Origin of the sequence: Prauserella marina, from assembly GCF_002240355.1 — a bacterium.
Lineage (GTDB): Bacteria > Actinomycetota > Actinomycetes > Mycobacteriales > Pseudonocardiaceae > Prauserella_A > Prauserella_A marina.
The window spans coordinates 687,660-706,495 of record NZ_CP016353.1; the positions used below are offsets into that span (position 1 = coordinate 687,660).

General features: G+C 68.0%; 19 protein-coding genes. 15 read left to right on the forward strand and 4 right to left on the reverse strand.

Translation table 11 applies throughout. The features are described 5' to 3' along the window. The first annotated feature begins 282 nt into the window (after window positions 1-282). From BAY61_RS03045 to tsaE, 6 genes are read left to right on the forward strand one after another with little or no spacing between them, the layout of a single operon-like run. The gene (locus BAY61_RS03045; RefSeq protein WP_170140140.1) at window positions 283-1,311 is read left to right on the forward strand and encodes an NAD(P)-dependent alcohol dehydrogenase; all 1,029 of its coding nucleotides are present in this window, start codon (window positions 283-285) and stop codon (window positions 1,309-1,311) included. After that, complete coding sequence (locus BAY61_RS03050) at window positions 1,289-2,101, forward strand: DeoR/GlpR family DNA-binding transcription regulator (protein WP_091802267.1); 813 nt, start codon at window positions 1,289-1,291, stop codon at window positions 2,099-2,101. The genes BAY61_RS03045 and BAY61_RS03050 overlap by 23 nt, the downstream gene beginning before the upstream one ends. After that, window positions 2,098-3,507, forward strand: a complete 1,410-nt coding sequence (gene xylB / locus BAY61_RS03055; RefSeq protein WP_091802271.1) for a xylulokinase — start codon at window positions 2,098-2,100, stop codon at window positions 3,505-3,507. The genes BAY61_RS03050 and xylB overlap by 4 nt, the downstream gene beginning before the upstream one ends. Before the next feature lie 26 nt (window positions 3,508-3,533). After that, a complete protein-coding gene (gene alr, locus BAY61_RS03060; RefSeq protein WP_091802274.1) occupies window positions 3,534-4,664 on the forward strand; it encodes an alanine racemase in 1,131 nt (376 codons plus the stop codon). Then, window positions 4,661-5,680 (forward strand): alpha/beta fold hydrolase, encoded by a 1,020-nt coding sequence (locus BAY61_RS03065; RefSeq protein WP_091802277.1) that lies wholly within the window; start codon window positions 4,661-4,663, stop codon window positions 5,678-5,680. The genes alr and BAY61_RS03065 overlap by 4 nt, the downstream gene beginning before the upstream one ends. Then, window positions 5,677-6,141, forward strand: coding sequence for a tRNA (adenosine(37)-N6)-threonylcarbamoyltransferase complex ATPase subunit type 1 TsaE (gene tsaE, locus BAY61_RS03070; protein ID WP_176879667.1), 465 nt, complete (start codon window positions 5,677-5,679; stop codon window positions 6,139-6,141). The genes BAY61_RS03065 and tsaE overlap by 4 nt, the downstream gene beginning before the upstream one ends. Window positions 6,142-6,269: 128 nt before the next feature. Here tsaE and BAY61_RS03075 read toward each other — a convergent pair whose 3' ends face one another. After that, complete coding sequence (locus BAY61_RS03075) at window positions 6,270-7,598, reverse strand: carboxyl transferase domain-containing protein (protein ID WP_091802280.1); 1,329 nt, start codon at window positions 7,596-7,598, stop codon at window positions 6,270-6,272. Then, window positions 7,591-9,036 (reverse strand): acyl-CoA synthetase, encoded by a 1,446-nt coding sequence (locus BAY61_RS03080; RefSeq protein ID WP_091802587.1) that lies wholly within the window; start codon window positions 9,034-9,036, stop codon window positions 7,591-7,593. Before BAY61_RS03080 ends, BAY61_RS03075 begins: the two co-directional genes overlap by 8 nt. A gap of 281 nt (window positions 9,037-9,317) precedes the next feature. On the opposite strand from BAY61_RS03080, the gene BAY61_RS03085 reads away from it, so the two are divergent. Continuing rightward, on the forward strand, window positions 9,318-10,028 hold the full coding sequence (locus BAY61_RS03085) for a FadR/GntR family transcriptional regulator (RefSeq protein WP_091802589.1): 711 nt from the start codon (window positions 9,318-9,320) through the stop codon (window positions 10,026-10,028). A 46-nt stretch (window positions 10,029-10,074) separates the two neighbouring features. On the opposite strand, the gene BAY61_RS03090 is transcribed toward BAY61_RS03085, so the two are convergent. After that, the gene (locus BAY61_RS03090) at window positions 10,075-10,539 is read right to left on the reverse strand and encodes an anthrone oxygenase family protein (RefSeq protein ID WP_245865733.1); all 465 of its coding nucleotides are present in this window, start codon (window positions 10,537-10,539) and stop codon (window positions 10,075-10,077) included. A 164-nt stretch (window positions 10,540-10,703) separates the two neighbouring features. Here BAY61_RS03090 and tsaB point away from each other — a divergent pair, with 164 nt between their 5' ends. From tsaB to groL, 5 genes are all read left to right on the forward strand, one after another. Next, window positions 10,704-11,330 (forward strand): tRNA (adenosine(37)-N6)-threonylcarbamoyltransferase complex dimerization subunit type 1 TsaB, encoded by a 627-nt coding sequence (tsaB, locus tag BAY61_RS03095; protein WP_091802286.1) that lies wholly within the window; start codon window positions 10,704-10,706, stop codon window positions 11,328-11,330. Further along, a complete protein-coding gene (gene rimI, locus BAY61_RS03100; protein WP_091802289.1) occupies window positions 11,330-11,803 on the forward strand; it encodes a ribosomal protein S18-alanine N-acetyltransferase in 474 nt (157 codons plus the stop codon). The genes tsaB and rimI overlap by 1 nt, the downstream gene beginning before the upstream one ends. Further along, the gene (tsaD, locus tag BAY61_RS03105) at window positions 11,803-12,849 is read left to right on the forward strand and encodes a tRNA (adenosine(37)-N6)-threonylcarbamoyltransferase complex transferase subunit TsaD (protein ID WP_091802292.1); all 1,047 of its coding nucleotides are present in this window, start codon (window positions 11,803-11,805) and stop codon (window positions 12,847-12,849) included. Before rimI ends, tsaD begins: the two co-directional genes overlap by 1 nt. Before the next feature lie 245 nt (window positions 12,850-13,094). Further along, on the forward strand, window positions 13,095-13,388 hold the full coding sequence (gene groES / locus BAY61_RS03110; RefSeq protein WP_091802592.1) for a co-chaperone GroES: 294 nt from the start codon (window positions 13,095-13,097) through the stop codon (window positions 13,386-13,388). A gap of 84 nt (window positions 13,389-13,472) precedes the next feature. Continuing rightward, window positions 13,473-15,092: a chaperonin GroEL gene (groL, locus tag BAY61_RS03115; RefSeq protein WP_091802294.1), complete on the forward strand. Its 1,620-nt coding sequence runs from the start codon at window positions 13,473-13,475 to the stop codon at window positions 15,090-15,092. Between the two features lie 382 nt (window positions 15,093-15,474). On the opposite strand, the gene BAY61_RS03120 is transcribed toward groL, so the two are convergent. Further along, window positions 15,475-15,777, reverse strand: coding sequence for a WhiB family transcriptional regulator (locus BAY61_RS03120; RefSeq protein ID WP_091802298.1), 303 nt, complete (start codon window positions 15,775-15,777; stop codon window positions 15,475-15,477). Between the two features lie 225 nt (window positions 15,778-16,002). Between BAY61_RS03120 and BAY61_RS03125 the strand changes: the two genes are divergently transcribed. The 3 genes from BAY61_RS03125 to BAY61_RS03135 all read left to right on the forward strand — a co-directional run bounded on the left by BAY61_RS03125 (window position 16,003) and on the right by BAY61_RS03135 (window position 18,684). Further along, the gene (locus BAY61_RS03125) at window positions 16,003-17,070 is read left to right on the forward strand and encodes a MerR family transcriptional regulator (protein WP_091802301.1); all 1,068 of its coding nucleotides are present in this window, start codon (window positions 16,003-16,005) and stop codon (window positions 17,068-17,070) included. A gap of 7 nt (window positions 17,071-17,077) precedes the next feature. Next, entirely contained in the window at window positions 17,078-17,947 is an 870-nt protein-coding gene (locus BAY61_RS03130; RefSeq protein ID WP_091802303.1) for a hypothetical protein, read from the forward strand. 140 nt (window positions 17,948-18,087) lie between these two features. Then, the gene (locus BAY61_RS03135) at window positions 18,088-18,684 is read left to right on the forward strand and encodes a response regulator transcription factor (RefSeq protein ID WP_003073605.1); all 597 of its coding nucleotides are present in this window, start codon (window positions 18,088-18,090) and stop codon (window positions 18,682-18,684) included. Window positions 18,685-18,836 lie beyond the last annotated feature (152 nt).

Genomic DNA, 18,836 nt, shown 5'->3' on the forward strand with positions numbered 1-18,836 from the left:
GTTGGCTACCCCGTCTCCCCCCTGCCCCGACCGCAGTTCGCGGGCTAAATGCGGTTAGGGGACGGGTTGGACGGGTCGAGTTAACTAGTTGAGTGTTAGAAGCGAGCGGTTTCTCTGGTAAGAAGAGTCGTGGCGGCTGGTTTCGTCGGCACTTGCCGCTCGTCCGCCCCGGCGGCCCCGAACAGCATTTAGCGGGCTAAATGCTGTTGCCGGCGACCCGACACACCAAGGGAGCCGACACTCGTGCACGACCTTCCCACCGACCGTGACCTGCCCGGCGACATGGCGGTCGCGGTACTCAACGGTGTTCGCGACATCGTCACCGAACGCCGCCCCGTCCCAAAGCCAGGCAGGGGCGAGGTGCTCGTGCGCGTGCTCGCCGTGGGCACCTGCGGCTCCGACGTCCACTACTACGAACACGGGCACATCGGCGACTTCGTCGTCGACCGCCCCCTGATCCTCGGCCACGAACCGAGCGGCGTCGTGGCCGCGACGGGAGAGGGCGCCACGCTCCACGAACCGGGACAGCGCGTATCGCTGGAACCCGGAGTTCCCTGCTCGCGTTGCGCCCAATGCCGGGCGGGCCGCTACAACCTGTGTCCCCGCATGCGCTTCTTCGGAACCCCACCCGTCGACGGCGCCTTCGGCGAGTACGTCGTCCTCCGCGAGGAGTTCGCCTACCCGGTCCCGGACACGATCAGCGACGAAGCCGCCGCCCTGCTCGAACCGCTCTCCGTCGGTGTGTGGGGCTGCCGCAAGGCGAGGATCGCCCCCGGATCGCGGGTCCTGATCACCGGAGCCGGCCCGATCGGGCTCGTCGCGGCTCAGACCGCCCGCGCCTTCGGGGCCACGGAGGTCGTCGTCAGCGACGTGAACCCCCATCGGCTGCGGCTTGCCACGGAACTGGGCGCCACCGGCACCATCGACGTCGCGAAGACCCCACTCACCGACGCCGGTTTCGAACCGGACGTACTCCTCGAATGTTCGGGCGTCCCCAGCGCCATCGGCGAAGCGATCCGCCAGGTCGGCCGCGCGGGCAGGGTCGTGCTCATCGGCATGGGAGGCGACGAGATCCCGCTGCCGCTTTCGCACGTACAAGGCTCCGAGATCGAGGTCACCGGCACCTTCCGCTACGCCAACACCTGGCCGACCGCCCTCGCGCTGGCCGGGAGCGGGGACATCGACCTCGACCGGCTCGTCACCCATCGTTTCCCGCTCGCCGATGTCGAAAAGGCGCTGACCATCGCGGCGAAGGATCCCACCGTCATCAAGCCCGTAGTGTTGCCCAATGCCCAGAACACGCCAGCCTGACGCCGCCGTCGAGCGGAGAAGACAGGCGATTCTGCGCGCGGTCATCGAGGCGGGAGAGATCCGGATCGACGACCTCACGTCCCGCTTCTCGGTGAGCCTCATGACGATGCACAGGGATCTCGACGACCTCGCCGACCGCAGGCTGCTACGCAAGTTCAGGGGCAGGGCAGCCGCATACCCCGCGTTGACGATGGAGACGGCGAAGCGTTTCAGAGAGGGCCTTCACCTGCCATACAAAGAGGCGCTGTGTGCCATGGCCATCACGGAGGTGGCCGAGGCGCAGACGGTGTTTCTCGACGACTCGACCACGTTGTTCCCGCTCGCCCGTAGGCTGGCCGAACGGGACGGAATCACCGTCGTCACCAATTCGCTGGAGATCGCGCGGATCGTCGGCGAGGATGGCCGCGGCGAGGTGGTCGTACTCGGCGGCCGCTACACCGAATTCGACTCGTGCGTCGGTGCCGACGCACTGTCGGCGTTGCGCCGGATCCGCGCCGACGTGGGTTTCGTCTCGGCCACCGCTGTGGCGGCTTCCAGGCTGTACCACCCGGTGCGGGACTACGCGGACCTCAAGGAAGCGGTCGTCGCGGCGGCCAACAGAAATGTGCTTGTCGTCGACCATTCGAAGTTCGGCAGGACGGCCACCTACGCCTACGGCGACGTCAGCGCCTACGACGTGGTCATCACCGATGATCAGGTGCCCTCGGCCGAGATCGAGTCGCTGCGGGCGGCGGGCACCAGGGTGGTACTGGCCAGTGCGGGCATCGAGCAGGAAAGCTCAGGGATATGAACAACAACGGCGAAGTTCTGGTCGCGGGGATCGATTCGTCCACCCAGTCGACCAAGGTGATGGTGTGTGCTGCCCGCACGGGGCAGGTGGTGCGTACCGGGCGCGCGGAGCATCCGGACAGCACCGAGATCGATCCGGCCGTGTGGTGGTCGGCGCTGCGGGAAGCGACCGGGGGACTGCTCGACGGTGTGTCGGCGATCGGGGTCGCCGGACAGCAGCACGGCATGGTGACGCTCGATGACGCCGGTGACGTCGTGCGGCCCGCGCTGTTGTGGAACGACACCCGGTCAGCGAAAGCGGCCGCCGATCTGACGAGCGAACTGGGCGGCCCTCAGAAGTGGGCGGAGGCCGTGGGGTCCGTCCCGGTAGCGAGCTTCACCGTCACCAAGTTGCGGTGGATGGCCGAGAACGAACCGGAACTCGCGGACAGCGTCGCCCGGGTGCTGCTGCCGCACGATTGGCTCACCTGGCGGCTGGTCGGCGGCGAACCGGTGACCGACCGTGGCGACGCGTCAGGGACCGGCTACTTTTCGCCCGCGAAACGCGCCTACCGGACCGATATTCTCGCCACCGCTTTCGGCGGCCGTAACCCTGAGTTGCCACGGGTCCTCGGCCCAGCCGAGACCGCAGGGCACACGCCGGACGGCGTCCTCGTTTCCGCGGGCACCGGCGACAACATGGCCGCCGCGCTCGCGCTGGAACTCACCGAAGGCGACGTCGTGGTTTCCCTCGGCACGAGCGGGACGGTGTTCGGGGTGAGCGAGCGCCCCGCCGCCGATGCCACCGGCATCGTCGCCGGGTTCGCCGACGCCACCGGCCGGTTCCTTCCGCTGGCCTGCACGCTCAACGCCGCGAGGGTGCTCACCGCCACCGCCGGACTACTCGGTGTCGAACTCGCCGAACTCGACCGCCTCGCGCTGAGCGCGCAGCCCGGTGCGGATGGGCTCACCCTGCTGCCCTACCTCGACGGGGAGCGCACCCCGAACCTCCCCGAGGCCGCGGGAACACTGCTCGGGCTGCGGCGCACGAACATGAGTCAGGAGAACCTGGCCCGCGCCGCCGTCGAGGGCATGCTGTGCGGACTCGCCGCAGGGCTGGAAGCGGTCCGCGAGCACGGCACGACCGTCCGCAGGGTGCTGCTGATCGGCGGAGCCGCACAGTCGGAAGCCGTGCGTACGGTTGCCCCTTCCGTCTTCGGTGTCCCCGTCGCCGTGCCGGAACCAGCCGAGCACGTCGCGATCGGCGCCGCCCGTCAGGCGGCGTGGGCGCTCGCGGGTACCGATGAGGCGCCTGCCTGGCAGGGGAGTGTCGCGACTCGGCGAGACCCGGAAGGTGACGACCTCGAAACGGGTGAGGCCATCAGGCAACGGCACCTCGCCTCGCGCGCACTCGTCCACGAACTCTGACCGTCAGCCAGGAAAGTTGTTCCACCATGACTGAACACCACTCGCCTCGCGCCGAGGTCACGATCGACCTCGGCGCCCTAAGGCATAACGTCGCCCTCCTCGCGGGGCGAGCTTCGGCCTCGGGAGCCGAGACCATGGCGGTGGTGAAGGCCGACGCCTACGGGCACGGTGCCGTTCCGGTCGCCCGTGCGGCGATCAGCGCGGGAGCGACCTGGCTCGGCACCTGTTCGCTGGCCGAGGCGCTGGAATTGCGCAAGGCCGGTATCACCGCGCGGCTGTTCAGTTGGCTCGACACCGCTGAGGCAGACTTCGCCGGGGGAATCGAAAAGGACGTCGATCTCGCCGTGAGTTCCGAGGCCGAACTCGCCAGAATCGCCGAGGCCGCGCGGCGTACTGGCAAACGAGCGCGCGTGCACCTCAAGATCGACACCGGTCTTTCCCGCAACGGATGCCCCGCCTACGCGTGGCCCCAGCTCGTGAAGGCGGCGGCAGCACGGTCCGAAGTGGACGTCGTGGCCATGTGGTCGCATTTCGCGTGTGCCGACGAGCCAGGTCATCCTTCGATCGACCGGCAAGCCGAACAGTTCGCCGCCGCGTACACCGTCGCACGCGAGGAAGGTCTGAATCCGCTGCGGCATATAGCGAACTCCGCGGCGACTCTCACCCGGCCCGACCTGCATTTCGATTTGGTTCGCCCCGGAATCGCGATCTACGGACTGAACCCGGTGCCGCGTAAGGAGGATCTGCGTCCGGTGATGTCTTTTCGGTCGAGTGTCGTGCTGACGAAACGGATCGAAGCCGGTTCGTCAGTCTCCTATGGACATACCTGGACGGCGACGAGAGCGACGAATCTCGCGCTCGTCCCCGTCGGTTACGCCGACGGTGTACCCCGCACGCTTTCCGGGAGGATGAGCGTGCTGGTGAACGGCGAACGCAGGCAGGTCGCCGGAAGGGTGTGCATGGATCAGATCGTGGTCGACTGTGGCGACGACGAACCAGCCGCCGGGTCGGAGGTGGTGCTGTTCGGTTCCGGCGAGCGGGGAGAGCCGACGGCGACGGAATGGGCGAACACCATTGGCACCATCGACTACGAGATCGTCACGGGCATGTACCGGCCTCGCGTCGCGCGCCGGTACCTTGGTGAGGGCGACCGGTGACCGCCAGGCCCGTTGCCGCTGGGGACGACGAACCGGCGGGGGACCATCCTGGGCGACTCGCACCAGGGCGGCTCTCGACTGTCGCCGCCGACGACGGAACCCCGCTAGCCGTCGAGGAAATCGACCCTTTTGGTGGGCGCGGGTCGGAACTGGCTGTCGTCGGCGTGCACGGTTTCGCTTTGTCACGGCGGAGCTGGTATTTCCAGCGCACGGCGCTGGCTTCGCTGCGGCTGCCTAGAGTGCGTCAGGTCTACTACGACCACAGGGGGCACGGCCAGTCCGGAGCCTCGGAGGCGTCGACGAGCACCATCGAACAGTTGGCGCACGACCTGGACGCGGTACTGCGGGCGGTCGCGCCGGAGGAACCGACAGTCCTCATGGGACATTCCATGGGCGGCATGGTGATCATGGAGCTGGCGCGGCAAAATCCCGGCCTCTTCGAGAGAAGAGTCCGTGGCGTCGTGCTGATCGCGACCGCGGCTGGCGAGGTCGGTGCGCGAGGCTTGCCGAGATCGTTGCTGTCGAAGTACAACCCGTTGACCCGTGGCGTCGGTGAACTGGCAGGCTGGCAACCGGGTCTTGTCGAGTTCGTGCGTGCGGCGGGAGGGCAGTTGACGCGGCACGCGGTCCGGCGACTTGCTTTCGGTCGTCGCGACGTGGATTCCCGCCTTGTCGATTTCATGCTGGAGATGCTGGATGTGACGCCGGTGCGGCAACTGGTGAATTTCGTCGATACGCTCGGAAGTCACAACCGGTATGCCGCCCTTGTCGGCCTCAAGCATGTTCCGGTGCTGGTCGTCGGTGGTGATTCGGATCGGTTGACCCCGTTCTCCCATGCGGAGCGGATGGTGGCCGAGTTGCCGGAAGCGCGGTTGGTGCGGGTACGGGGCGCGGGGCATATGGTGCATGTGGAACAGCCGGACCTGGTGAACAGTCACATCATCGATGTGTTGCAGGATTGTTCCGGGGTGGAAGCGACAAGGTTGTCACGGAGGGTCTTGTGGTGGCGCAGATGAAGGTCATGTTGGCGACGCCGGACGACACTATCCATTTCGGACGGACGTTGGGTGGCGAGTTGCGGGCGGGCGACCTGGTGCTGCTCGCGGGGCCACTCGGTGCGGGCAAGACCACGATGGCCAGAGGGATCGCGGCGGGTATGGGCGTGGCGGGCAGGGTGAGTTCCCCGACGTTCGTGTTGGCGAGGGTGCATCCGGCAGGCCGGTCTGGGGTGTCGCTGGTGCACGTGGACGCGTACCGGCTGGGGGGCGATCTTTCCCAGCTCGACGATCTCGACCTGGATACGGAACTGGCCGAGGCGGCCGTCGTCGTGGAGTGGGGCGAGGGGGTCGCTGAGCGGCTGTCCGACGATCACCTGATCGTGCGGCTGGAGCGGCACGATGACGACACGCGAACGGTGATCCTCGAACCGCACGGAACTTGGGCGGCGCGGCTCGCCGAAGCGCGTTTAGCGGGCTGAATGCTGTTTGGGCTTGCGGCTCGCGGCCCGGGTGCCCGGGTGGGGTGGCGCGTAGGCGACCCGGGGGCGATGACCGAACCGGTGCCACATACCCGTTCGCTCCACAAGGGGGACCCCTTAACTCAACACTACCGCTCGGGGCCGACAATTCCTCGCGCTATGCCCAGGTCGACCAGGTCCTGGGGGCGTAACCGCAACTGATCCGCCGTCGCGGCGATCTCGTCGTCGCCGCGTTTCAGTATGGAAGCGGCGGCTTCGGGAGACGTCACCGAGAAATAACTGTCCGGCGTCGCCCACAGTCTGCCTGGCGCGGCGAAAGCCAACGCACCTCCCGAACCGCCCTCGCCGATCACCAAGCTCGTCATTGGCACCGTCGCCGCCGCGACAGCGGAGAACAGCTCGGCGATCGCCGGGCCCGCGCCAGCCCGCTCGGCCTCGCCGTCATTGGCCGCCCCGGGTGTGTCGATCAACGTCAACACGGGAACCCGTAACCGGTCAGCGAGCCTGACCAGTCGCGCCGCCGTACGGAAACCCGCCGGTCGCGTCGGCGTTCCGCACTGTGCCGCGAAAGCCGCGGCCGCACCATCACGAAGTCCGAACCCACACAACACACCCCGATCGACGCCGCCGCAGCGATCTCCCCTGACCTCCTGCCACCAGTCGAAGTAATGATCCACATAGGACGTGGCTCGCGGCCGGGTCCGCGCCCGCGCCGCGGTCACCGCCGCCCAACCGGTCGCCGGTACCTTTCCCGCACCCAGCGCCGCTGGTGGAGGAACCGCCCCCGCCGGGGTCGTCAGCACCCGCAACCAACGCTCAAGGGTTCCCCGCAACTCTCCTTCGCCGACAACCTGATCCACCTGGCCACCCGCGAACTGCCCCTCCGCCGTATACGCCGCGTCGTCGCCACGAGGCCGGACCCGCGACCCAGCGAAACCGACCTGCGTGCCCGGCAACGCCAACGTCACATCCGCACCGGCACCCAGCGTCGCCCAGCCGCCACCCGTCACCGGACCACACAGCACGGCCACCTGTGCCAGCCCAGCCGCCCTTGTCAGTGCCATCTCACCCGCGATGTGCTGTAGCTGAGTCAGAGCACGCATACCCTCCTGCATGCGGCTGCCCCCCGTCGCGATCAACGACACCACCGGCACACCGAGTTCCCTTGCCCTTTCGAACGCGGCCCGCAGTCGCGACCCCGTGCCGCCGCCGATCGAGCCACCGAGAAACCCGAACTCGAACGCGATCAGCACGGCCTCGGTCTCGCCCACCTTGCCGACGCCGCACACCACCGATTCGTCCTCGCCGGTGCGCGCCCGCGCCCGTTCCAGCGCCACGTCGTATCCGGGCCAACGAATCGGGCCGTCGCCGACGGACGCCACCGGCGGAGCGGAAACGGTGAACGCCGTGAATGCGGTCGTCACCTCGCCGAGCAGTGCCCTCGCCGACTCAGGCATCGAGCGCTCGTTTCATCACCTTGCCCATGTCGTTGCGTGGCAACGACTTCAGGAAACGCACCACTCTCGGCCGCTTGTGTGGCGTCAACAACCGGGCGACGTGATCAGCGAGCTGCTGCTCGGTCGGCGTCGTCTCACCCGGCACCACCCACGCGACGATGCGCTCGCCGAGGTCGTCGTCCGGCTCACCCGTGACCGCGACCTCCGCGACACCGGGATGTTCGAGCAGCGCGTTCTCGATCTCACCCGCACCGATCTTGTATCCGCCGCTCTTGATGATGTCGGTCGCTTTTCTGCCGACGATGCGGATGTAGCCGTCGGCGTCACGCGTGGCCATGTCGCCGGTCTTGAACCAGCCGTCGGCGAAAGCCTCGCGGGTCGCGTCAGGACGATTGAGGTATTCGGCGAACAGGTTCTCGCCCCGCACCTGGATCTCGCCGACCGTTTCTCGGTCCCCGCCGGATATCGGATCACCTGCCTCGTCGACGAGCCGCACCTCCACCCCGCGCAACGGAACGCCCACCGAGCCAGGTTTGCGCTCCCCGTCGGCACGCACACTTGTGTTCATGAGGGTTTCCGACATGCCATAACGTTCGACGACCTGCTGACCCGTCGCGGCCGTGATCCGCTCGTGATCGTGCACGGGCAGGGCGGCCGATCCGGACACGAGCAGCCGGGCCCCACGCAGCGCGTTCGCGAGTTCGGCATCGCCGGCGACCTCGGTGGCGATGCGGTGGTACATCGTCGGGACACCGAACATCATCGTGCCGTCCCCCGCGAGTTCCCTCGCCACCGCTTCGGTCGAGAACCTGCCGAGATGATGCACGGTGCCGCCCCTGCGAAGCGGGCCGAGGATGCCGAGGATCAAACCGTGCACGTGAAACAACGGCAACGCGTGCACCAGCACGTCGTCCTCCGTCCACTGCCAGGCGTCCTCCAGCGCGTCGAGTGTCGTACTGATCGCCCTTCTCGGCAGCACGACACCTTTCGGTGGTCCCGTCGTGCCTGACGTGTACACGATCACCGCGGGAGCCTCGCCGTCCGGTTCACCGGGAAGCGCACCGGCCTCACCGTCGAGGGTTACGTCGGTGCGAGGCAGTGCCGCGAGGGCATCCGGCAGTTCGGTGCCCGGCTCAGCCAGTACCAACGACGGGGCACTGTCGGACACGATGTGCGCCAGCTCCCGCTCACCGACCTTCGGGTTGATCGGCACGACCGGAACCCCGGCGAGCAGCGCGGCAACCACCGCCACGCTCGTTTCCATCGTCGCCGTGGCCCACACCGCGACCCTGCCGACCCTGCCGTCCGAGACCGCGCCGATTTTTCCCGCGAGAGCACCGGCCGCGTCGGCCAGTTCCGCGTAGGTCAGCTCGCGGCCTCCGAAGCGCAGCGCCGTCTTGTCCGGCGTCGTGTGCAAGGCGGGAATGAGTGCGGTCACGAGTTCTCCTTGTCGCGTCGTCGAGCCGACCACCACACTCCGGAGTGTCCGTCAGCTGCCAGGTACGCGGCAGTGCGAACCGGCGCGCGACACCGGAAGGGGGTCGTGCGAGACCGCTGTCGAGCCTGCTCCAAAGTGGTCTAGTGGCTGAACCACTTTGCGTCCGCGCGACAGCGAGTGTCAAGGTCCAAGTGGCTGAGTGGCTGAGCCACTACGCGCGTGCTGCGGTAGGCTGCCGGGTTCTGGAGCAGTCGCGACGTGAAGGTGAACCGGTGGCCGACATTTCCGATGCTTTGCGGCCGATGGGCAGGCCGAGGTTGTACGAGCAGGTGATCGAGCGGCTCCGCGAGTACGTCTCCGGTGCCGGTCTCGGGATCGGGGACAGGTTGCCAGCCGAGCGGGACCTCGCCCAGCGGCTCGGTGTCAGCAGGGCTTCGGTCAAGCAGGCGATCGTCGTGCTTGAGGTTCAGGGGCTTGTCGAGGTTCGGCACGGGGGCGGGACCTACCTGGCGAAAGGGACCCTCGACGTGGAGCCGGTCGAGCGGCTTGTCGAACGTCGCAGGCGGTTGCCGGACGTACTCGACGCCAGGGAGGCCGTCGAGACCAAGCTCGCCGAACTGGCCGCGGAGCGGAGAACGACGGCTGACCTCGACTCGCTGGAGGCCGCTCTCGACTTCATGAGAGACGAGATCGCGGAAGGTGCCGACGGTGCGGAGGGGGACCGGCGGTTCCACTCGGCCGTTGCCGCCGCCGCACACAGTGCGATGCTTGCCGACTTCATGCGCTCCATCGCCGAGCCGGTCGCGGAGAGCAGGACCGAATCGCTCCGGCAGCCGGGACGGCCGCCGCGTTCGCTCAGGCAGCACCTCGCGATCTTCGACGCGATCGGCAGGGGAGACGGTCGCAGGGCCGCCGCCGCGATGCGCAGGCATCTGCGAAGCGTGGCCGAGGTGCGCCTGCTGACCTGGGATCCCGACGACGAACCACGCTGACCCCGACCGCGTTTAGCCCGCTAAACGCGGTCGGGGCCGGAGTGCCTCACTGGGCGAGTGCGACCGTGAACAGGGCGAAGGCCAGCGCGATGACACCGACCCGCACGCCGTGAACGCGGTCCCACCGTCTCGTCTGCTCCTTCCAATCCGGCGGCGCGCCCTCCTGAGCCCACTTCACGGCCCGCGAGTTGATCGGCACCAGCACCGCGACGGACATCACGACGCTCGACGCCAGCAGAGCCACGCCCGCCTTCACCGCCCAGCCACCATCGCTTCCCCAAGTCATGACAGCCCACACCACCGCGAGCACGAGCGAAGTCACGTACCAGAACGGCATGACTCTGCCCAGAATCCGGCCCCCCTCACTGCGGGCGTGAAGTCCGTTGTCACCAGGCAACCGGTCGAAGATCGGGTTGACGAACGCCGCTACCGCGAACTCGACGCCCACCATCCCGCCGACCACGACGACCGTGACGACGGCCAATGCCACCTGCATACGAGCCCCTATCATCGCTAGAATTTATAGTGAGGATAGATAGCAAGTTGCTCGCTTGTCTAGCGGCGCTAGGTGGTGGGATCGCACCGGTCGCGCGGGAACTGGGCACGTTGTCGCGGCCTTCCGCGGAAGCCAAGGTTGCGCGCGTTACCCGATCGGGGCGGCCGTACGCTCGAAGGGTGCTAGTACTCGCCATCGACACCGCGACGCCGGCCATCACGGCCGGGGTCGTCGCCGTGGAATCGGCAACGCGGGGTGGTGTCGCGACCGCCAAGGTGCTTGCCGAGCGGATCACCGTCAACCCCCGCGCGCACGGCGAACTGCTGACCCCACACATCCTCGCGGCGACGACTGAGGCGGGGTACTCGCTTCGCGATCTCGACGCGATCACCTGCGGGGTCGGCCCAGGGCCATATACCGGACTTCGCGCGGGAATGGTGACCGCGGCGGCGTTGTCCGAGACTCTCGGCATCCCCGCCTACCCCGTCTGCACGCTCGACGCGATCGCCGCGACCGCGGGCCCCGGCGAGCCCTTTCTCGTCGTCACCGACGCTCGCAGGCGCGAGGTGTACTGGGCCGCCTACGACGGCGAGGGCGCCAGGATCGAGGGGCCCTGCGTCGGTCCGAGGGCGGACCTGCCGGACGCCGGGCGGATCCTCGATCACGAGTCTCCATCCCCCTTCGGTATCGCCTCGACGGCCGCCGAGGCGTTGCTGAGTGGTTCCGAGCCCGATCCGCTCACTCCGCTCTACCTGCGACGCCCCGACGCGACGGAACCAGGTGCCCGCAAGCGGGTGACGACCTGATGAGAATCGAACCGTTGCGCCGCAAGCACATACGCCGGTGCGTCGAGATCGAGCGAGCGCTGTTCCCTGGCGACTCGCCATGGAGTGCGGGCGCCTTTCACGCCGAACTCGATTCCGGCGCCTACTACCTCGCCGCCATCGACGACGAAGGAGAACTGCGGGGATACGCGGGCCTCGCGGTGACGGGTGTCCCCGGCGACTGGGAAACCGGCGTGCACACCATCGGAGTCGAAAAGGCGCGGCAAGGGCAGGGAATCGGCACCGCGCTGCTCGAAGCGCTGCTCACCCGCGCGGACGCGCTCAACGCCCCGGTCCTGCTTGAGGTGCGCACCGACAACGACAACGCCATTCGCCTCTACGAACGCTACGGCTTCACCCGCCTCGGCATCCGCAAGCGCTACTACCAGCCATCCGGAGCCGACGCGTTCACGATGAGAAGGCCGGCGACACAGACGCAGGGGGTGGCCGGCTGATGGCCAGCATCATCATGGGCATCGAGAGTTCGTGCGACGAGACGGGCGTCGGCCTCGTCCGGCTCGCCAACGACGGCACCCTTGAACTGCTCGCCGACGAAGTCGCTTCCAGCGTCGATCAGCATGCCCGCTTCGGCGGAGTGGTCCCAGAGGTTGCCAGCAGAGCACATCTCGAAGCGATGGTTCCCACTACCCGCAGGGCATTCGCGACCGCGGGGCTGCGAATGTCTGATGTGGACGCGATCGCGGTCACGGCGGGTCCAGGGCTCGCCGGGGCGCTGCTGGTCGGTGTCTCGGCGGCGAAGGCCTACGCGGCGGCGCTCGACGTCCCGCTCTACGGCGTCAATCATCTCGCGGGACACATCGCCGTGGACGCGCTGCAACACGGTCCGCTTCCCTCCCCGTGTATCGCGCTGCTGGTTTCCGGCGGGCACACCCAGTTGCTGAGGGTTGACGACATCGCGGGGAAGATCACCGAAATCGGATCCACAGTGGACGATGCCGCCGGTGAGGCATACGACAAGGTCGCGAGGGTCCTCGAACTGCCGTATCCCGGCGGGCCTCCCATCGACAAGGCGGCGAAGAACGGTGACCCGAAGGCCATCGCGTTCCCGAGGGGAATGACCGGCCCGAGGGACGCCAAGTTCGACTTCTCCTTCTCCGGACTGAAAACCGCTGTGGCGCGGTGGGTCGAAGGGGCGCAGGCCAGAGGTGAGGCGATTCCCGTCGACGACGTCGCCGCTTCGTTCCAGGAAGCCGTCGCGGATGTGCTGACCGCGAAGGCCGTCCGGGCCGCGACGGAATCGGGCATCGGCACGCTGGTCATTTCCGGTGGGGTCGCCGCGAATTCCCGGCTGTCCTCGCTCGCGGCCGAACGTTGTGCAGCGGCGGGGATCGAGTTGCGGGTCCCCCGGCCGAGACTGTGCACCGACAACGGCGCCATGATCGCGGCTCTCGGCGCGCACGTCGTCGCGGCGGGGTGTTCACCGAGTGCGCTCGACCTCTCCGCGAACCCCGCCCTTCCGGTCAGCGTCGTCTCGGTCTGAGCCGTCGCCCGGTGACGGAACGGAACACCTCGGTCGCGTCACGCGAGCGCGAGCCCCGCGGGCTTGCCATGGCTGACCTGGCACGGGGCCATTCCAGACCCTGGTTGCGCGGCTAGCACTCAGACGATTAGAGTGCTAATTGCACGGCACCACGCACGCCCCGGCACCCGCGACGACGGGGTGGTAGGAGCCGTACTAACTACGTACCTGCCAACGCTTTCGACGGACCCGTGGAGGTCAACCCGGTGAGCGTGAACATCAAACCGCTTGAGGACAAGATCGTTGTCCAGACGAGCGAGGCCGAGGAGACGACGGCTTCCGGTCTCGTCATTCCTGACACCGCAAAGGAAAAGCCCCAAGAGGGCAAGGTCCTGGCCGTAGGCCCGGGCCGCGTCGACGACAAGGGCAACCGCGTCCCCGTGGACGTCAATGTCGGCGACGTCGTCATTTACTCGAAGTACGGCGGCACCGAGGTCAAGTACAACGGTGAGGACTACTTGATCCTGTCCGCCCGCGACGTGCTGGCCGTCATCAACTGACGACCCCGCGTACGTGATGACGCCCCGGGCCCCGCTCAGCCGGGGGCCGGGGCGTTTTCGCGCGCATAGAGAGAGGGTTTCTGAATGGCTAAGCAGATCAACTTCGACGAGGACGCTCGTCGGGCTCTCGAACGCGGGGTGGACAAGCTTGCCGACGCGGTCAAGGTGACCCTTGGGCCGCGTGGCCGTCATGTCGTGCTGGACAAGAAGTTCGGCGGCCCCACCATCACGCTCGACGGTGTCACCGTCGCCCGTGAGATCGAGCTGGACGACCCGTTCGAGAACCTCGGCGCTCAACTCGCCAAGAACGTCGCCACCAAGACCAACGATGTCGCGGGCGACGGCACGACGACCGCCACCGTGCTGGCGCAGTCGCTGGTGAAGGTCGGCCTGCGCAACGTGGCGGCCGGGGCCAACCCGACCGCGCTCGGCCGTGGCATGGAAATCGCCGCGGACAAGATCGTCGAGGTGCTCAAGGAGAAGGCGACGCCGGTCAAGGGCAGGGAGAGTATCGCCCAGGTCGGCACCGTCACCTCTCGCGACGCCAACATCGGCGCGCTGCTCGGCGAGGCCGTCGAGCGGGTCGGCGAGGACGGCGTCATCACCGTGGAGGAGTCCTCCACGCTCGCCACCGAACTCGACATCACCGAGGGCGTGCAGTTCGACAAGGGCTACATTTCGGCGCACTTCGCGACCAACCCCGAAGAGCAGCGGGCGATCCTTGAGGACGCCTTCGTGCTGCTGCACAGGGAAAAGATCTCGGCTCTTGCCGACCTGCTTCCGGTGCTGGAGAAGGTCGCGGAGGCCAAGAAGCCGCTGCTGATCATCGCTGAGGACGTCGACGGCGAAGCGCTGTCGACACTCGTCGTGAACTCGCTGCGCAAGACGATCACCGCGGTCGCCGTGAAGGCGCCGTTCTTTGGTGACCGGCGCAAGGCGTTCCTCGACGACCTCGCGGTCGTCACCGGTGCGCAGGTCGTCGCGGCCGAGGTGGGCTTGAAGCTGTCCGAGTCCGGGGTCGAGGTGCTCGGCAAGGCACGCCGCATCGAGGTCACCAAGGACACCACCACGATCGTCGACGGTGCAGGCACCAAGGACGACCTCGAAGGCCGGATCGCCCAGATCCGCAAGGAGATCGAGACCACCGATTCCGACTGGGACCGGGAGAAGCTGCAGGAGCGGCTCGCGAAGCTCGGCGGTGGAGTCGCGGTGATCAAGGTCGGCGCTGCGACCGAGACCGAACTGAACGAGCGCAAGCACCGCATCGAGGACGCCGTGGCTTCGACCAAGGCGGCCGTCGAGGAGGGCATCGTGCCCGGCGGTGGTTCGGCACTCGTGCATGCGGCGAAGGAACTGGAAGGTGGCCTCGGCCTGTCCGGCGACGAGGCGACCGGTGTGAAGATCGTCCGCGAGGCACTGTCGGCCCCACTTTCCTGGATCGCGAGCAACGCGGGACTCGAAGGCGCGGTCATCGTGTCGAAGGTCAAGGAGCAGAACTGGGGGCAGGGCCTCAACGCCGCCTCCGGTGAGCTGACCGACCTGCTCGCGGCCGGTGTCGTCGACCCGGTGAAGGTGACCCGCTCCGCGGTCGCCAACGCCACGTCCATCGCCAGGCTGGTGCTGACGACGGAGAGCTCCGTTGTCGAGAAGCCGGAGCCGGAAGACGAGGACGCGGCTGGCCACGGTCACGGCCACGCGCACTGAGCGACATCCGCGAACCGGCGGGGCGGCACTCCAGCAGGAGTGCCGCCCCGCTGCCGTTTCCAGAGGTCCCGGCGTGCCTGTCCGCGCGGGTACCGAACAGCATTTAGCCCGCTAAATGCTGTTCGGACAGGGTGCCGGGCCTGGTGCCAACCGCGTTTAGCGGGCTAAATGTCGTTCGGGTCGCACGTCGGGCAGGGAGTGCGGACTGGCGAACCCGGACCGTGGCTGAAGACGCGGAAGCGCTCAACCGGCAGGGGCCGCAGCGAACCGGGCAGCGGGGAACCGGCCTGCTGTCAACCGGACAGCGGCGAACGGGCGGACGAAACGGGCGCAAAAGAATAGGGGCGCCCCCCTCGGGCGCCCCTATCCGTCACCGGGTGTCTTAATTGGCGGTCAGCGTGAGCGTGCGTTTCTGGGATTTGATGATGTTTTCACGTTCCGATTCCGAAAGGCCGCCCCAGATGCCATAGGGTTCGTGCACGGCAAGCGCGTGCGCGCGGCACAGTCGTAATACCGGGCAAGCGTGGCAAATTGCCTTTGCCCTTGCCTCTCTCCTCGCTCTCGCCGGCCCCCGCTCGCCGTCGGGATGGAAGAAGGACGCACTGTCCATCCCCCGGCATGACCCCTCAAGTTGCCAGTCCCAAACGTCCGCGTTCGGTCCAGGGAGTCTGCGCGTGTCTGCCATCGTGAACGCCTCCGATATCCGGCCCCACGCGACCGGACTCTGCAGTTGTACTAGTGCGACTACTCCATTTGGTGCAACGGCCGTAACGTTAGAAGCGCGTCAATACTTGTTCAAGGGATTCGAATCAATTCAGCCGTTAGGCTTCCCCCTCTGGTGTGATTAGTGCCACGTAGAGCTGGAATTTTCCTGTTGCTCTCGCCGGGCAGTCCCGGGATATTTGACCGAGTGGGGTCCGAGTCCGGCTCAGCTCACGCAGCCGCCACGACGACGGCTGCGGGCAAGTCGCCTTCGCGGACAAAGTCGAGGCAGTCCGCAGAGCCGACTCTTCCCGTCGCCGCGGTAGCCCGAAGGCTCGGGGTGGCGCCGTCCACGTTGCGTACCTGGGATCGCAGGTATGGCCTCGGTCCAAGCAGGCATACGGGCGGCAGGCATCGCCGCTACGGCGCGGCCGACGTGGTCCGGCTTGAGATGATGCAGCGCGCGTTGTTGCGCGGCGCGTCGACAGCCGAAGCGGCGCGCTTCGCGCTCGACCAGGTGCCGAAGTCGGACGGCGTGCTCACGGCCGAGTCCGAACCGGCTTCCGGTGTGGCAGGCAACGGCGCCGGGACGCCGCCCGCGCGGATCGTGCCCGTCGCGGAATCGGAAGGAACGCCGGGCCCGCCCCGATTCGCCAGACGGCTCAGCGCTGCCGCGCTGGCCATGGACGTCCGGGCGATGCAGCACCTGCTCACCGAGGTGATCGGCACGCTTGGCGTGCTCGACGCGTGGGAGGGCGTGATCAAGCCCGTCGTCGGCGCACTGGACGGCGGCCGCCGGGAGGGAACGAACGGCTCGGAAGGCTCGGAAGTCGGATACCTGCTCAACGAGTGCGTTTTCGCCGCACTGGTGCGCGCGACACCGATGATCGAGCAGCCACGAAACCTCCGTCCGGTGCTCATCGGTTGCGTCCCCGAGGAGATGGACGCGCTGCCGGTGTACGTGCTTGGCGCGGCACTTGCCGAGAGAAGGCTGGCGACCCAGTTGTTCGGCAGGCCGATCCCGGCGGACGTGCTCGCTGCCGCGGTACGGCGCAGCGCACCCGCCGCCGTCGTGCTCTGGGCGGACCGCTCGCCTGCCGTCGGTCCTCGGCTGTTCACGCGACTCGCCAGGGGAAGGCAGCGAGGCCGGTTGTTCGCGAGCGGGCCCGGCTGGCGCGAACCGGACCTGCCGCCGAAGGTCGAGCTGGTCGGCGGTGTCCGTGAGGCCGCAGAACGAGTCGAGTACGTGCTGCTCGGCGGCGGCAAGGCGGAATAACGTGCCGATGGGGGAGACCGGGCTGCGCCGTGCGGCGTTCGGCGCGGAACCGGGCATCGACGACAGGGCGCTCGCCGTCGCGGCAGCGCTGACCGGGAACAAGAGGGATGCGGCGCGTCGCCGGTGGCTTGCCGCCGTGGTGCTCGGTGCGCGGGGACGCTACGCCGCGGCGGCCTCGCTGCTCGTCCCGCTCGCCCGAAGCGGGGACCCCATCATGGCCTCGCTGGCGTGCACCGCCTTCGCGGCACACCGGCGGCAGCTTGGCGGTCACGCCGCCGCGCTCCCCTTGGACGGTCGGGCACTGGTGAACGCGGTGAACGCATCCGGACCGGCCGACCCGGACGGGCTCGACCAGGCCGGTGCCGAGGCCGACGCTTTGCTCGGGCTCGCCGCGGACAACCTCGCACTCGGCAGGTTCACCGCCGCACGCCGGCTGCTCGCCCGCGCGGTCGACGCGCACGACGGCTGGCGGGCAAGGGTCCGTTCCGGCTGGGTCGGTGCCGAGCTCGCGTTGGCGGAGGGCGCCGCATGGCGCGCGGTGCCGCTCGCCGAGAACGCGGCGGTTCTGGCCAGAGAACGGGCGGCCTCGCGGCACGTGGTGAAGTCGGATCTCGTCCACGCGGCCGCGCTCGCGGCGACCGGCGAGGCAGGGAATCGCGAAAGGGCACGGGGACTTGTCGAGGCCGCTTCCGACGCCGCCGCGAAATGGGGGCTGCGCTCGCTGACGTGGCCGGCCGGGCTGCTCGCCGCCGATCTGAACCCCTCCGCAGAACATTGGAATCGGTCCAGAGTTACTCGCGAGTTATACGCTCTGTTATCGGCGGCCGACCCGGAAGGCCGCAGGCTGGCGCACAATTCTGCATGGGTCCCGATCTAGCCTGTTGCCTGCGTCACAAGGGGCATACCGACATCCGGGCGAGGGCCTCTTCAAAAAAAGCCACCGGATCGTGTCAAGGTGGGACCGAAAGCGTCCGATAGGGGAAGTGGAATGTCACCCGGCTGCAGGAAGGAAACCCCGTGACGACGGTCTTGATCTGCGACGACCGACGCAGTGTCCGCGAAGGGCTTACCCGCGTGATGTCTGCCGTTCCCGGCGTCAGTCGCATCGACTGTGTAGCGCACGGTGACGAGTTGCTCGCCCGGTATTCCCGGCAGCCGGTCGACGTCGTGCTCGTCGGAACCCAGCGTGCGGTCCCGACCGGTGTGGAGGCTACGCGTCGACTGGTCTCGGCGAACCCCCAGGCGAACGTCATCGTGTTCGGTGCGCCCGACGATGCGGGCAGCATCGCCGCCGCCATCGCCGGCGGTGCGCGTGGCTATCTCCGGTGGGATGCCTCTCGTCCGGAACTGGTCGCCGCGCTCGCGCACACACTGGCCAGCACCTCGGTGCCGGCGCCCCGCCAGCCCTCCGACCCCGGAGTGCAGCTCACCGAACGCGAGTTGCAGGTGCTGAGGGGCATGAGCCAGGGCAAGAGCAACGGCCAGATCGGCAGGGAGCTCTACCTGTCCGAGGACACCGTGAAGACCCACGCCAGGCGGCTGTTCCGCAAACTCGGCGTCCGCGACCGCGCGCAAGCCGTTGCTCACGGCTTCCGGCGGGGGCTGGTCTCCTAGTCTGCCTTGGCCGCCGGGCTCACCCGGCGACCTGGATCACTCCGCAGCCGCGCAACACAACTCGGCACGCCACACCGGCAGCACCGGTGCGGCGTGCCGAGTTGTGTTGTGACGGTGTTCGTATCGATATCGCATCTCGGTCGTTGAAATCT